9 protein-coding genes are annotated in these 14,059 nt (G+C 73.3%); 5 read left to right on the forward strand and 4 right to left on the reverse strand.

Annotated features, from left to right (window positions below):
• On the forward strand, nt 1-1,596 hold a 1,596-nt coding region (locus AMK29_RS14970; protein ID WP_241845365.1), incomplete at its 5' end, for a RecQ family ATP-dependent DNA helicase.
• A gap of 105 nt (nt 1,597-1,701) precedes the next feature.
• Complete coding sequence (locus AMK29_RS37635; protein ID WP_073812869.1) at nt 1,702-2,073, forward strand: ClpX C4-type zinc finger protein; 372 nt, start codon at nt 1,702-1,704, stop codon at nt 2,071-2,073.
• A gap of 18 nt (nt 2,074-2,091) precedes the next feature.
• On the opposite strand, the gene fdhD is transcribed toward AMK29_RS37635, so the two are convergent.
• Nucleotides 2,092-2,928, reverse strand: coding sequence for a formate dehydrogenase accessory sulfurtransferase FdhD (fdhD, locus tag AMK29_RS14980; RefSeq protein ID WP_073812872.1), 837 nt, complete (start codon nt 2,926-2,928; stop codon nt 2,092-2,094).
• 174 nt (nt 2,929-3,102) lie between these two features.
• Here fdhD and AMK29_RS14985 point away from each other — a divergent pair, with 174 nt between their 5' ends.
• Nucleotides 3,103-3,768 (forward strand): maltokinase N-terminal cap-like domain-containing protein, encoded by a 666-nt coding sequence (locus AMK29_RS14985; protein ID WP_073812875.1) that lies wholly within the window; start codon nt 3,103-3,105, stop codon nt 3,766-3,768.
• Between the two features lie 15 nt (nt 3,769-3,783).
• Here AMK29_RS14985 and AMK29_RS14990 read toward each other — a convergent pair whose 3' ends face one another.
• The 3 genes from AMK29_RS14990 to AMK29_RS15000 all read right to left on the reverse strand — a co-directional run bounded on the left by AMK29_RS14990 (nt 3,784) and on the right by AMK29_RS15000 (nt 11,477).
• A complete protein-coding gene (locus tag AMK29_RS14990) occupies nt 3,784-4,863 on the reverse strand; it encodes a trypsin-like serine peptidase (protein ID WP_073812877.1) in 1,080 nt (359 codons plus the stop codon).
• A gap of 6 nt (nt 4,864-4,869) precedes the next feature.
• Nucleotides 4,870-10,443 (reverse strand): trypsin-like peptidase domain-containing protein, encoded by a 5,574-nt coding sequence (locus AMK29_RS14995; protein WP_073812878.1) that lies wholly within the window; start codon nt 10,441-10,443, stop codon nt 4,870-4,872.
• A gap of 146 nt (nt 10,444-10,589) precedes the next feature.
• The gene (locus AMK29_RS15000) at nt 10,590-11,477 is read right to left on the reverse strand and encodes a DNA/RNA non-specific endonuclease (RefSeq protein WP_073812879.1); all 888 of its coding nucleotides are present in this window, start codon (nt 11,475-11,477) and stop codon (nt 10,590-10,592) included.
• A gap of 106 nt (nt 11,478-11,583) precedes the next feature.
• Between AMK29_RS15000 and AMK29_RS15005 the strand changes: the two genes are divergently transcribed.
• Together AMK29_RS15005 and rox are read left to right on the forward strand one after the other, a co-directional pair.
• The gene (locus AMK29_RS15005) at nt 11,584-12,396 is read left to right on the forward strand and encodes a caspase family protein (protein ID WP_073812880.1); all 813 of its coding nucleotides are present in this window, start codon (nt 11,584-11,586) and stop codon (nt 12,394-12,396) included.
• A 201-nt stretch (nt 12,397-12,597) separates the two neighbouring features.
• Entirely contained in the window at nt 12,598-14,022 is a 1,425-nt protein-coding gene (rox, locus tag AMK29_RS15010) for a rifampin monooxygenase (RefSeq protein WP_073812884.1), read from the forward strand.
• The last annotated feature ends 37 nt before the right edge of the window (nt 14,023-14,059 follow it).

Here is a 14,059-nt window from a genome sequence, read left to right on the forward strand (position 1 = left end):
ATCGACGAGGCGCACTGTGTCGCCCAGTGGGGCCACGACTTCCGCCCCGACTACCTCGCGCTCTCCATGCTGCACGAGCGCTGGCCCAAGGTGCCGCGCATCGCGCTGACCGCGACGGCCACCGAGGCCACGCACCGGGAGATCGCGACCCGGCTCGGTCTGGAGGACGCCCGGCATTTCGTCGCCGGCTTCGACCGGCCGAACATCCAGTACCGCATCGTCCCCAAGAACAGCCCGCACAAGCAGCTGCTCGACCTGATCCGGACCGAGCACGACGGGGACGCCGGGGTCGTCTACTGCCTCTCGCGCTCCTCGGTGGAGAAGACCGCCGCCCTCCTCGTCGAGCACGGCATCGACGCCGTGCCGTACCACGCCGGCATGGACGCCCGGACGCGCGCGGCGAACCAGTCCCGCTTCCTGCGGGAGGACGGGGTCGTCGTCGTGGCGACGATCGCCTTCGGCATGGGCATCGACAAGCCGGACGTGCGCTTCGTGGCCCACCTCGACCTGCCGAAGTCGGTCGAGGGCTACTACCAGGAGACCGGCCGCGCCGGGCGCGACGGCGAACCGGCCACGGCATGGCTGGCGTACGGCCTCCAGGACGTGGTCCAGCAGCGCAAGCTCATCGACGGCTCCGAGGGCGACGAGCAGCACCGGCGCGCGCTCGCCATGCACCTGGACGCCATGCTCGCGCTCTGCGAGACGGTCGACTGCCGCCGGGTGCGCCTGCTCGCGTACTTCGGACAGTCGGGCGAGCCCTGCGGCAACTGCGACACCTGCCTGACACCCGCCGAGTCCTGGGACGGCACGGTCGCGGCGCAGAAGCTGCTGTCCACCGTGTGGCGCCTCGCCAAGGAGCGGCGCCAGAAGTTCGGCGCCGGCCAGATCATCGACATCCTCCAGGGCAAGAAGACCGCCAAGGTCATCCAGTTCGACCACGACGCGCTCTCGGTGTTCGGCGTCGGCGCCGACCTGGGCACCGCGGAGTGGCGCGGGGTCGTCCGACAGCTCCTCGCGCTGGGGCTCCTGGCGGTGGAGGGCGACTACGGGACGCTCGTGCTCACCGAGGAGAGCGGCGAGGTGCTCGGCGGGCGCCGCACCGTCACGATGCGGAAGGAGAAGGCGCAGGCCGCTCCCTCCCGCAAGGAGTCCGGGGCGCGCTCCGGGAAGGGTGCCCGGGTGCCGGTCGACCTGCCGGCGGCGGCCGTGCCGGTCTTCGAGGCTCTCCGCGCCTGGCGCGCCGCGACGGCGCGCGAGCAGGGTGTACCGGCGTACGTCGTCTTCCACGACGCCACTTTGCGGGAGATCGCGACGCGACTGCCCACCACGGCCGAGGAGCTCGGCACGATCGGCGGCGTCGGCGAGGCCAAGCTCACCAAGTACGCCGAGGGGGTCCTGGCCGCCCTGGCGGAGTGCGACGCCCCGACCGCTCCCGACCCCGCCGCGACCCCGCCCGCCCCGACCGCTCCCGCTCCCGACCCCGCCCCGACCGCTCCCGCCGCCACGCCTGCCGAGTCCGCGGCGCCGCACGACGAGGAGCCGCCCTACGACATGGACGACATGGAGGAGCCGCCGCCCTGGGACGACTGGCGGTAGCCGGGCGGGGCTTGTTCACGCGCCTTGTCAGGTTGCGCCTGACATCCCTACGCTGCGTGTCAGGATCGGCCTGACAAGCAGGCCGTGAGCGGAGGAGGGTTCGTCATGCCCGCCGAGACGAGGGACCGCGACGGCCGGGCGTGCTCGTTCTGCGCCAAGCCCGAGGCGGAGGTGGCCAAGCTGGTCGCCGGCCCCGGAGTGAACATCTGCACCGAGTGCGTGGACCTGGCCGCCTCCATCGTGGCCGAATACCGCCCCGGCCCGGTCGAGCTGCGGATGCCGATGTGGGGCGAGTCGAGCGACGCCGAGATGCTGGAGCGGCTGCCCCGGGTCGCGGCCCTCGCCGATCAGGTCGAGGCCGACCTCCGCATGTGGGTCATGGAGCTGCGGCGACGCGGAGTGACCTGGGCCAGGATCGGCGAGGCGCTCGGCATCACCCGCCAGTCGGCCTGGGGACGGTTCTCCGGGGAGGAATGACGCGGGACGTCACACGCCTCAGGGGGCCTTCGGGACGTCGAGACGTCCGGCGTGGGTGTAGACGTTCATGGAGGCGCCGCGCAGGAAGCCGACGAGGGTGAGACCGGACTCCTCCGCGAGGTCGACGGCCAGGGAGGAAGGGGCCGAGACGGCGGCGAGCACCGGGACGCCGGCCATCACCGCCTTCTGGACGAGCTCGAAGGAGGCGCGGCCGCTGACCATCAGGACGGTGTCGCGGAGAGGGAGCCGACCTTCGCGCAGGGCGTGGCCGACGACCTTGTCGACGGCGTTGTGCCGGCCGACGTCCTCACGGAGGCAGAGGAGTTCGCCGGTGGGCGTGAAGAGCCCGGCGGCGTGCAGGCCCCCGGTGGAGTCGAAGACGCGTTGGGCCGCGCGCAGCGTCTCGGGGAGCGTCGCCAGCACGTCGGTACCGATACGCAGCGGGTCCTCGGAGACGGTCCAGGCGGCGGTGGTGCGCACGGCGTCGAGACTGGCCTTGCCGCACAGGCCGCAGGAGGAGGTCGTGTAGAAGTTGCGTTCCAGCGAGGCATCGGGTGCGGCCACGCCCGGAGCGAGACCGACGTCGACGACGTTGTAGGTGTTGCCTCCGTCGGCCGTGGCCCCCGCGCAGTAGCGGATGCCCGTCACGTCCGCGGCGGTGTGGACGACGCCCTCGCTCACGAGGAATCCGACGGCGAGGTCGAAGTCGTCGCCGGGAGTCCTCATCGTCACCGTCAGGGGGCGTCCGCCGACGCGGATCTCCATCGGCTCCTCGGCGGCCAGGGTGTCCGGGCGGTGCGAGGCCACGCCGTCCCGGATGCGCAGTACGCGCCGCCGCGCGGTCACTCGTCCCATGATTCGCTCCTCCGACACTGTTCAGCCGTACCCCTCGACTCTGCCACGGGCACGGTCCCCGCCGGAGCGCCGGGCTGGGCAAGAGGGCGTCCCCGGCCACGGCCGGCCGGGTGCGCCGATGCGTTCTGTTACGTTGCGGAGGCCCGGACCACGGAGGAGAGAGAGACCCGCACGATGGCCGTCATCCACGCAACCACCCTGCAGCCCAACAAGATCGAACTGCTCACGGAGTGGCTCCCCGCCCAGGAGTGGTACTCCGGCGCGGATGCCAGACCGGTGCAGGCCGGCGGCTTCCGGCTCGACGACCCGGCCGGCGAGGTCGGCATCGAGCTCATGGTGGTGACCGACGGCGAGGGCGACGCGGCCGTCACCTACTTCACCCCCATGACGTACCGGTCCGGACCCGTGGCGGGCGCCGAGCCCGCCCTCATCGGCACCATGGAGCACGGCGTCCTCGGCAGGCGCTGGGTCCACGACGCCACCCACGACCCGGTGTTCGTCGCCCAGCTGTACGCGCTCCTCACCGGCCGGGCCCAGGCCCAGGCCCAGTCCGAGAGCGGCGCCCCCGACCCCACCGTGGCCGTCACACCCGCCCCGGCGGAGGGACCGGCCGACGCCGAACTCGTACGGGTCACCGGAGGCGCGGACCACACCGACGTGGTCGTGCGGGTCCCCGGCGCCTCCGCACCGCTGACCCTCCGGGTGCACCGCGTCCTCCGTGCCGACGCGGCCCCCGCTACGGAGAGCACGGGCCGGGTCACCGCCCAGTGGCAGCTCCCCGACGGCACCACCGCCAGGGGCGAGGTCGCCGCCGTCCTCACCGGACCCGCGCGGACGTGACCGTACGGGCGGCCCTCAGACCCAGTTGACGTCCGCAGCCGCGAGCAGGGGATCGTCCACCAGCTCCCACAGCGGGACGGCGAAGTTCCCCGTCCGGTAGCGGCCGCCGAAGTGGAGGCCGAGGACGCGGTGGTCACCGAGGTCGAAGACCGGGGAGCCGCTGTTGCCGCCGAGCGTCGAGCAGTCGTGCTTCATCACCAGGCCGCCCGGGGTGAAGTCGGTCGCCACGCCCGGCTGCAGCCGCTTCACGTTGTAGACGTCCATGAAGATCCGGCGCATCGACTCCGGTTCGTTGCGCCGGCCGTCCCAGGCCGGGTAGCCGATCACGTACACCGGGCGGCCCGGGACGCTCGCCGGGGCGTCCGCCGCGACCGCGAGCGGGGTCGGCAGGCCGCCGTCCGAGGAGGGCTCGACCCGCAGCAGGGCCATGTCGACGTCCTCGTGGATGCCGATGATCTCCGTGATCTCGTACGGGGCGGAGGCCCCCGGCGGCACGCCGTCGACCGGCAGCTCCTCCGCCGGGTCGACCCGCGCCGACATGCCGAACTCGAAGGCCCAGGGGCCGCCGCCGTCCTGGAGGCGGCTGAACTCCACCGCCACGTGCCGGTTCGTCATCACCGTACGGGGACCGACGAGGAAGCCCGTGCCGACCCAGTCGAGGCGCGGATGCCCGGTCACCTCGACCCGTCCGACCCGGGTCAAGGACTCACGGATGAAGGCACGTTGACCGTCCAGGACCGCCCACTCGTCATGCTGCGGGGCGAAGTCCTGGCGCTGCACCAGGATCGCGGGACGGCCTTCCAGGAGGACGATCGCCTCCACCCCGAACAGCTCGTCCCCGCCGAGCTCGTCCTCCCGGTGCGCCGCCAGCTTCTCCAGACCACTGACCCCTGCCTCCAGGACGCGGGCCCGTTCCTCACGGGCGAAGCGGGAGAACTCGGCCGCCGGAGCCGCGTCGGCGGGAAGTTCGAACGTGGACTCGGCGATCTCCGCCTCCAGGTTCCCGCGCACCCGCGCGGCGACCTCCCGCAGATCGCCGAAGATCTCCTCGGTGGCGGTCGCGACCGGCGACACCCTCCCTGATCCGTTCGGCATGGTCCCTCACCTCGGCCTTCCGTTCGTCGCGTCCGCGGGGCCCGGCCGCCCCGACTGGGCCGCCATGATCTCCTCGTACAACTGCGGCCGGAACTCCCGGAGATGGGCGAGGATGCTGCTCATCTGGGTCCCGACGTTCACGAACCGTGTCCTCGCCCCCTGGAACTCGACGTCGTCGACCTTCCGGGTCCCCCGGTGCAGCCCCACCACCGTCCAGTCGTCGAGGCAGACCGGGGAGCCCGAGGAACCGCCACGGGTGTCGGTGAAGTAGAGGATGTCGTGCTCGTCCGCCCGGTAGACCAGGTTGTTGCGCAGCGCGACCCGCTTCGGCATACCGCCCGGGTGCTGGATGATGTTGACCGGGACGCGCTGCCGCTCCCGGACGAGCAGCGGCCGGGTGGCGACCCGGAGCATCGGGCGCTGCTCCTGGTCGGGGGAGAGCCGCACGATGGCGTAGTCGAGCGTCGCGTCCCACGCGGCGAGCTCACCGGCCGTCGCCTCCGGTGCCGCCGCCGCGTTCTCGACGAAGTCGAAGCGCGAGCGGGACATGAGCGCCTGGAGCCGCAGGTCCTCGTCGCTCACGAGCGGCTGCACACCCGGCTCGTGCGAACGGGCCATCACCACATGGTGGTTGGTGATCAGCAGGCCGGGGGCGATCATCCAGCCCGTACCGCCGTGCGGATACGAGGGCAGGAGCGGGGCGCCCGCCTCGTACGGAGGGATGCGCAGCAGCGCGACGCAGGCGCCGGCCCGGATGCCGCCGTGCAGGAACTCGTAGGGCACGGTGTCGTCCTGGAGGACGATCTCCTCCTTCATCTCCCCGGGCATCATGTCCGCCGGCAGCTCCGCCTCGCCGGTGATCGCCCGCGCGACGGTGTCGAGGGCGCCCTGCAGGACGGCGCGCGGGCCGGGTTCATGGGTGTTCTCGATCGCGTTGTGCAGCCAGATCTCCAGCGGGACGAGGCCGTCGATCAGGCGCTCGACCTGGTTCATCGCGTTCAGGTCGGCGTGGACCTGCTCCCGGGGGTCGTCCAGCGGCTCCAGCGTGGCCGCGAAGTAGCGCGGGACGCCCTTGAGCAGGGCGGTGCGTAGGGCCCTGTCCGCCAGTCCCGCCTCCATGACGGCGTTGCGGAGGCGGACCAGTTCCCGCTGCGGCAGGAACGGCTCGGCGCGGAGCGCGGCCCCGGCGGCGTTCGGGGGCGGCCGCGTCCACAGGCCGGCGCCGCCGTGGCCGGGCCGGGAGGCTCCCCGGGGGTCCGGCTCCCCGCCGTCCGGCGCGAGGCCGCGGGCGGACGCGTCGTGCGCGGCGACGGCCCGCCGTGCCGCACCGCGCGGCAGCGGACCCGAGTCCATGGCCGCGGCGACCCCCAGCAGCAGATCGCCGCTGCCGTCCCGCAGCGTCAGCACCTGCCGGGCGACGCTGTCCAGGGTGCCGCGCCGCCGTGCCTCCCGCAGGTCCCGCTCGATCCGGGCGAGGTCCGGCCGGGCGGCCCCCGCCTCCGGCGGCGTCCGGTACGCCCGGTCGACGGCGGACGGATAGCCGTCGACGGCCGCCGACGGGTAGCCGTTCGCGGACGGGTACCCGTCCCCGTTCGCCGACGGGTAGGACCCGCCGTCCGACGGGTACTCCTCGCCCGCCGCCGACTCCAGGATGCGGGTGAGCGGCTCGCGGAGTGCGGGCTCGGCGGTGAGGGTGGTGTCGATCCAGCGGGCCAGCTCGGTCACCACCGTCTCCTCGTCCGCCGGCAGGCCCACCAGCCTCAGCGTGTTCTCCAGGAGCTGGGGATCCGAGCGGCAGGCCGCGGCCGCGGCCGTACGGGCCAGGGAGGGCTGCCTCGCCAGGTCGGCGTCGGGCATCCCGCGCAGGGTCCGGGCGAGCCGGTCCCGCGCCGGAGCGGCGTCGACGTCCGCCAGCGTCGCGAGCCGGGAGCGGGCGACCAGCACGCCCAGGGACTCGTACCGCAGCCCGAGGCCCGCCGCGATCTCCTCCGCCTCCTGCAGGCTCCGGTCCGCGGCCGTGAGGTCACCCGTGTCCTGCGCCAGCCGGGCGGACAGCTGGAGCAGTTCGAGCTGGGTCTCCGCGCAGCCCGCCTCCGCCGCCCCGTCCACCGCCCGCTCGGCCGTCGCGAGCGCCTCCGCCGTCCGCCCCGAGCGGGCGAGGGTCTCTCCGAGCAGGGCGTGCAGCCTGCTGCACGGCGTCCACGGGCGCCGCTCCGCGAGCCGCTGCGCCGCGGCCTCCACGTACCCCTGGGTGAGGAGGTCCTCGACCTCGCGCGCGGCGATCCGCTCCCAGTCCTCCTGGTCGGCCTCGACCATGATCTGGTCGGGTACGTGGCCGCCGATCCTGCCGAGGAGGAACGCGGCCGAGCGCGGGGCCATCTCCCGGTGGGTCTCGCCGCCGAGGTAGACGGAGACCCCCGGTTCCCAGCGCTCCTCGACCGTGCGGGGGCTCTCGCCGAGCCGGAGCCGGTGGTAGATCTCCTCCGCGCGGTTCCGGGCCCCCTCGCGGACGGCGTAGTACGCGACGGCGCCGCGGTCCACGGCCCGCATCAGATCGGTCCGGGCGCTGTCCGAGAGGCGCAGCATGATGGTCCGCAGATCGCTCCGGTGCCTGATGGCGTCGGGGCCCGCCGACTCCATCAGGTCGACCCGGGAGGTGAGCATCCCGTACAGCCGGCGGGCCTCACCGGTGGTCGTGATCCGGAGTCCCGCCGGACCGGCGAGCACCTCCTGGACCAGGTCGGGGGTGATGAAGCGGAGCGCGAGGCCCGCCTGGACGAGGGCCCGCACGTCGTCCTCCGCGATGTGATTGAGGATGCGGTCGTACAGCGTGCCCTGGATCAGCATCTGGTCGACCTGCCGGTCGAAGTACCGCCGCCGGGAGGGGAGTCCGCGCAGGAGTCCGCCGAGCGCGGGGGAGCCGGTGCCGAGGGCGACCGCCGTCCGGGCCGCCAGTTTGAGGCTCAGCGGATGACCGCCGATCCGGTCCACGAGGTCCTCGGCGAGCGTCTCGTCGACGACCCCGGACGACATGAGGAGGTCCACGGAGGCCTGGTGGTCCAGCTCGGTCAGCTCCATGGAGCGCGGCGTGAGGACACGGGCCGGGTGGTCGATCGGCGCGCGCCCCGAGACGATGAACCGCAGGCGCGAGTAGGCCGCGCGCAGTGCCGTCCAGATCGCCCACATCCGGCCGACGACGGGGGAGCCGCGGTACATGGCCTCCTCGTAGGAGTCGACCACGATGACGAAGGGCGGGGCGGTGCCGTCGGCCCCCGGGCGGACCGCGTCGGCGACGAGGGAGGCGAGCCGGTGGGCGAGTTCCTGTTCGCGGGCGCTGGCGCGGGCGTGGAAGTCGGAGGAGTAGTCGCGGGCGAGTGTGGCCCGGGTGCCGGCGAGGCCGCGGAGTTCGTCGAGTTCGTTGCGTTCGCCGCGCTGGCCGGCGGCCGTCCGCTCGCACTCGTCCGCGAGCTCCTCGAAGGCCTGGCGGCGGTGGGGGTGGTGGACGCCGATCTGCCGGGCCGTCTCCGCGATCACGGTGGCGGGTTCGTGGACGGAGAGCGTGGGGCGCGCGAAGTCGATGTAGGCGAAGGGGAAGCCGGTGGGGGACGCGTCGATCGCGTCGACGAGGAACTTGGCGAGCAGGGTGCTCTTGCCCATGCCGCCGAGGCCGTGGAGGAGCACCGGGGGCTCCGCGGGCTCCTCCGGCAGGGCGAGGTAGGCGTGGAGGGAGTCGAGTTCGGCGGTGCGGCCGTGGAAGGTCCCCCGGATCAGCCGGCGCAGCGGCTGGAGCAGCCGGGCCACCTCCAGCCGGTGCTGGACCTCGTCGACGGAGGGCAGCCCCGTCACGCCCGGCACACGGCTCAGCCAGAGCACGGCCTGGAGCGTGTCGGAGAGCGCCTCGACGTCGTCGTCACCACGGTACGGAGCGGCGGCGTGAGCCGGACCGGGACCGGGACCTGGGCCCGGACCTGGAGCCCGACCCGGACCCGGACCCGGTCCCTGATCCGGACCCGTGCGCGCGGGGGTGGGCGGTGGCGGCCCGGGGTGCGCGGGGGCGGGCGGCGCCCCGGTGCCGGCCAGCAGGGCGAGCGCGGTCCGTTCCGGCCCCGGGCCCTCGGGGCGCAGCCCGATGTTGGCGCGCAGGAGCTCGGACGCCGCCGCGGGGCCCGCGAGCCCCGCGAGGGCCGCGTCACGGATCTCGGGCTTGAGCGTCCAGACGGTGGCCCCGGAGGAGGGCAGGGCCGTGCAGTCGTCGACGAGCTCCAGGACCGCCCGCCCGGTGGACCGCTCCTCACCGGGCAGGCGGAGCAGCGCGGGGTCGAACTCCTGGAGCAGGCAGGCGGCCTCACGGTAGGAGCGGCGCGGGTCGGGCAGGGCGGTGGCGGGAGCGGGGAGGGTCGCGCGCAGGGCGTCACGCAGCAGCCGGCCCGCCTCACCGGGCGGAGGCGAAGGAGGGAGCGTCCGATGGACCCGTACGACGTCCTCGACGGCCGTGCACAGCCGCCGCATGTAACTGTCCCCGCTCGTGGGCGAGTCGACGATGCGCAGCACCTCGGTCACGGCCGTCTCGGTCAGGTCGTGCACGGCTTCTTCCTGCCCGGGGGCGGCCGCGTCGGTGAAGAACTCCCGGAAGAAGTGCCGGACGTCCTCCTCCTCCGCGAGCCGGGTCGTGTCCCGGCACTCGTTCTTGCGGATCTCGTACGGGAGCTGGCGCATCGTCGTGGCGTAGCCGAGGAGCACCAACCGGGGCACGGCCTGGGTCCGGACCGGGGTGTGCTCGTAGATCGCCCGCGCCAGGACACCGATGGCGTCCCACACGTCCCCGTGCGGGTCGAGCCGGTCACAGTCGTCGAGGACCAGCCAGAAGCGGTCCTCGGCGGCGGTCGCACGGGCGACGATGCGGTGGGCGGCGTCCTCGAAGGAGGGCAGTGGATCGTTCAACCGTGTGGGATTCAACGGGAATCCGTCGGCCTCCGGACCCGCGAGGAAGGCCGAGAGCCGCTCCATCAGCCGCGCCGCCGTCGATGTGCGGGTCAGGGTCACCCGTACCGGACGGAAGCCGTGGTGCTGCCCCAGGTGGCGGATCAGCTCGTACGTGTAGGAACGGCCGCTGTCCGGGGGGCCGTCGACGATCAGCACCGTCTGCTCCGGGTCGGCCAGGAAGCCCCGGAGCTTCTCCCGCAGCTCGGACCGGTCGAGGAAGACCGCGGTGCCGTGCTTCAGGAGCAGACTGTCCAACGGGTCCCGGGGGGAGCGCCCCAGCCGTTCGTCGTCGCGCAGCCGGGTGAGCAGGTTCCGGGCCTCCGCGCCCTGTTCGAAACCGTGCGGCTCGTCGATGCCGGCCAGCGCGTCGAGACCGGCCAGGACGGAGAGCAGCCGCCGCTGATGGGCGATGTCCCGGCGGGCGGCGGCGACCAGGAGCAGGGCGTTCCGGTCGGCGTCCGGGGTGAGGGGAAGATCCTCGACGAAGTCGGCCGGGAGGCCCGCGCGCAGCAACCGGCCGCGTGGTTCCGGGGTGTCGAGGAGGTGGACCCGCACCCAGCTGACGACGAGCCCCCACTCGGTCTCGGTGAGCGGCATACCGCACCTGTCCGGTGCTCTTCGCGCGCCGGTCGCTCCGGCGCCGGGAACGTGACGGATCGGCCGTGGCGACCGACCCCTCCCATCGTTTCACCGGCCGGAAGGGGTCGCAATCGCGGCCGGGGAGGCGGGAGGGGCCCGCGCGGTCAGGCGTGCAGGACCATGTCCTCGTACGACTCGAGGCGCCGCCAGCGCTCCTCGGGTGCCCGCGCCGGGGGCATCACGTCCACGTCCGGCAGCGGCCCGAACTCCAGCTCGGTGATCTCCGCGACGTCGGAGACAGGCACCTGGTACGTGCGGAACGGGCCGAGCGGCGGCGGCGCGCCGGCCGTCGCGCCCACGAGCGCCCGCTCCGCGTCCCGGCTCAGGTCGGGGCTCTGGTCGAGGACGTACGCGGCGGCGGCCAGCGCCCCGTCCTGGACGAACGCCGCCACCTTCCAGAAGCGCAGCGGCACCTGGATGCCCCGGTACGGCGGGTCGGAGTCCTGGAGCACCGGGCCCGTGAGGACCGTCAGTTTCCGGTCGAACGAGGCGGCGTGGTCGAGGAGGTGGTTCTCCAGGCCCTGCCAGAGCTGTTTGCCCTGGTTGAAGACGTCCGCCTGGGGTGCGGCGTTGGTGTAGTGGAAGGTGTCCGCGTTGGCGCGGAGCGCCGTGGCCATGGGTCCCCAGACCGGGTCGAGCCGCCGCACCAGGTGGCCGCGGTCGAGGCTGTTGTTCCGGTAGACCGCGTTGCCCGCCTGCTGCTCCTCGGGCAGTCGGGGGTCGAAGAGCCAGACGTCGTCGCGGGCCACGTCCTCCTGGAGCTCGCGTCCCTCGATGCACACCGCCGTCGCCGCTGCCAGGCGGCGGTCGGGCCGGAAGACCACGGTGAAGTGGGTGTACGGCAGGATCACCGTCTCGACCGCCTCCCGGGCCGGGACCGGCAACGGGACGACCGGGCCGAGGAAACCCTCGTCGTAGCCGGTGCGGTCGGTGAGCGGATCACGGAGGGCGCCGTCCTCGCCCGGAGAGGGCGGGAGATCGGATGCGTTCATACGATGTAAGTACCGCGTGGAGAGGGTCGCGCTCGGCGCCGGACCACACGCCACTCGATCAGACGCCTCGGCGGTCTCCCCTCCGCTTCCCGCCAGGAGGCACCCCATGGCCACCGGACTCGCCCTGCACATCGGACTCAACCGCGTCGACCCCGACCGCTACGAAGGCTGGGACGGCGCCCTGGTCGCCTGCGAGAACGACGCCCGCGACATGGCGCGGATCGCCCGCGCCGCCGGATTCGAGAGCACCGTCCTGCTCACCCCCGACTGCACCGTCGCCGGTGTCACGGCCGCGCTCGACCAGGCCGCCGCACGGCTCGGCCCCGGCGACATCCTGCTCTTCAGCTACTCGGGCCACGGTGGACAGGTGGCGGACGACAGCGGCTCCGACGCCGAGCCGGACGCGCTCGACGAGACGCTGGTGCTCTACGACCGTCAGTTCCTCGACGACGAGGTGCAGCGGGCCTTCCGCGCCTTCGCCGACGGCGTACGGATCGTCGCCCTCCTCGACTGCTGCCACAGCGGCAGCGGCATCGAGGTCCCCGGCGGCGGCGCGGCGGCCGAGGGCACACCCCGCTACCTGCCCGAACCCCGGCAGCGGCAGCTCTCCGACCGGGACCGCTCCTTCTACGAGGAGCTCCGGCGCTCGCTGGCGAAGGAGGCGTCGGCCGACGGCGCGGCCCCCGACGCGGTCCTCGTGTCGGCCTGTCAGGACAACCAGGTCGCCTCCGACGGCGACGTCAACGGAGCCTTCACCGCGGCCCTGCTCCGGGTGTGGGACGACGGCGCCTTCACGGGCGGCTACCGGGACTTCCACCGGGCGATCCAGCGCCGGCTGCCGCCGACCCAGAGCCCGAACCTCTATCTGACCGGCACACCGGCGCCCGACTTCCTGAGCCAGCGCCCGTTCACGATCTGAGGGCACGAGGACGGACGACGAGAGCAGAGCACGGAGAAGGGCGAGGAGATCAGGGCAAAAAGAAAGACAAGGAGGGTCGACCGCTCCTTGCCACTCTCAACTTATAGCGCACCGGGGGCCTTGCCGCAAGGCCCCCGTCATCCTGCAGAATCTCCGCTCGTGGCCAGTGACTCTGGCGATTTCGTGGAACGGGGCTTGTCGATGATGGACGTGATCGTGGTCGGCGGCGGACCGACCGGTCTGATGCTGGCGGCGGAACTGCGGCTGCACGACGTGAACGTGGTCGTGCTGGAGAAGCGGGACGAGCCGTCCACCGAGTCTCGTGGACAGGGCCTCCACGCACGCAGCGTGGAGCTGATGGACCAGCGCGGCATGCTCGACCGCTTCCTCGCGGTCAGCGAGAAGTTCCAGGTCGGCGGACTCTTCGGCGGCATCATGAAGCCGTGGCCGGAGAGCCTGGACACGGCGCACCCGTACGGCCTCGCCACTCCGCAGCCGGTGACCGAGCGGCTGCTCGACGAGCGCGCCCGGGAGCTCGGCACCGAGATCCGGCGCGGCAGCGAGGTCGTCGGACTGAGCCAGGACGAGGACGGCGTGACCGTCGAGCTGGCGGACGGCACGGGGCTGCGCGCACGCTACGTCGTCGGGTGCGACGGGGGACGCAGTGCCGTCCGCAAGCTGATCGGCGTCGACTTCCCCGGCGAGCCCGCCACGGTCGAGACGCTCCTCGGCGACATGGAGGTGACCGCGGACCCGGCCACGATCGCCGCCGCCGTGGCGGAGGTGAACAAGACCCAGCTGCGGTTCGGTGTCACCCCCGGTGAGAACGGGGTGTGCCGCATCGTCGTACCCGCCGACGGGGTGGCGGAGGACCGTGCCGCGCCGACCCTCGACGAGTTCAGGCAGCAGCTGCGGGCCTTCGCCGGCACGGACTTCGGCGTGCACTCGCCGCGCTGGCTCTCCCGGTTCGGCGACGCCACCCGGCAGGCCGAGCGCTACCGCGTCGGCCGGGTGTTCCTCGCCGGTGACGCGGCGCACATCCACCCGCCGACCGGCGGGCAGGGCCTGAACCTCGGCATCCAGGACGCGTTCAACCTCGGCTGGAAGCTGGCCGCCGCGGTGGACGGCCGGGCGCCGGAAGGGCTGCTCGACACCTACCAGGCCGAACGGCACCCGGCGGGCGCCCGCGTGGTGGAGAACACCCGCGCGCAGATGATGATGCTCGGCACCGACGCGGGTGCGACGGCGCTCCGGAAGCTGTTCTCCAGGCTGATGGACTTCGAGGAGGTCAACCGCTACGTCACGGGGATGATCGCCGCCGTCGACGTGCGCTACGACCTGGGCGAGGGCCACGAACTGCTCGGCCTGCGCATGCGGGACGTGCGGTTGAAGGAGGGACGTCTCTACGAGCTCATGCACGGCGGCCGGGGACTGCTCCTCGACCGGACCGGCCGGCTCTCGGTGGAGGGCTGGGCGGACCGGGTCGACCACGTCGTCGACGCCGCCGAGGAACTCGACGTCCCGGCGGTGCTGCTGCGGCCCGACGGCCACGTCGCCTGGGTCGGAGAGGACCAGCGGGAGCTGCTCGATCGGCTGACCGAGTGGTTCGGCGCGGCCGAGGACTGAGCGACGGGCAGGCGTTCCGTACGGGACCGGGGCGAAG

This window comes from Streptomyces sp. CB02261 (assembly GCF_001905665.1).
In the GTDB taxonomy this organism is placed as follows: domain Bacteria; phylum Actinomycetota; class Actinomycetes; order Streptomycetales; family Streptomycetaceae; genus Streptomyces.

Coding starts and splice junctions, on each gene's coding strand:
- rox (WP_073812884.1), top strand. CDS start 12,598: ATGATGGACGTGATCGTGGTCGGCGGCGGACCGACCGGTCTGATGCTG.
- AMK29_RS15005 (WP_073812880.1), top strand. CDS start 11,584: ATGGCCACCGGACTCGCCCTGCACATCGGACTCAACCGCGTCGACCCC.
- fdhD (WP_073812872.1), bottom strand. CDS start 2,928: ATGGGACGAGTGACCGCGCGGCGGCGCGTACTGCGCATCCGGGACGGC.
- AMK29_RS37635 (WP_073812869.1), top strand. CDS start 1,702: ATGCCCGCCGAGACGAGGGACCGCGACGGCCGGGCGTGCTCGTTCTGC.
- AMK29_RS14985 (WP_073812875.1), top strand. CDS start 3,103: ATGGCCGTCATCCACGCAACCACCCTGCAGCCCAACAAGATCGAACTG.
- AMK29_RS14990 (WP_073812877.1), bottom strand. CDS start 4,863: ATGCCGAACGGATCAGGGAGGGTGTCGCCGGTCGCGACCGCCACCGAG.
- AMK29_RS14995 (WP_073812878.1), bottom strand. CDS start 10,443: ATGCCGCTCACCGAGACCGAGTGGGGGCTCGTCGTCAGCTGGGTGCGG.
- AMK29_RS15000 (WP_073812879.1), bottom strand. CDS start 11,477: ATGAACGCATCCGATCTCCCGCCCTCTCCGGGCGAGGACGGCGCCCTC.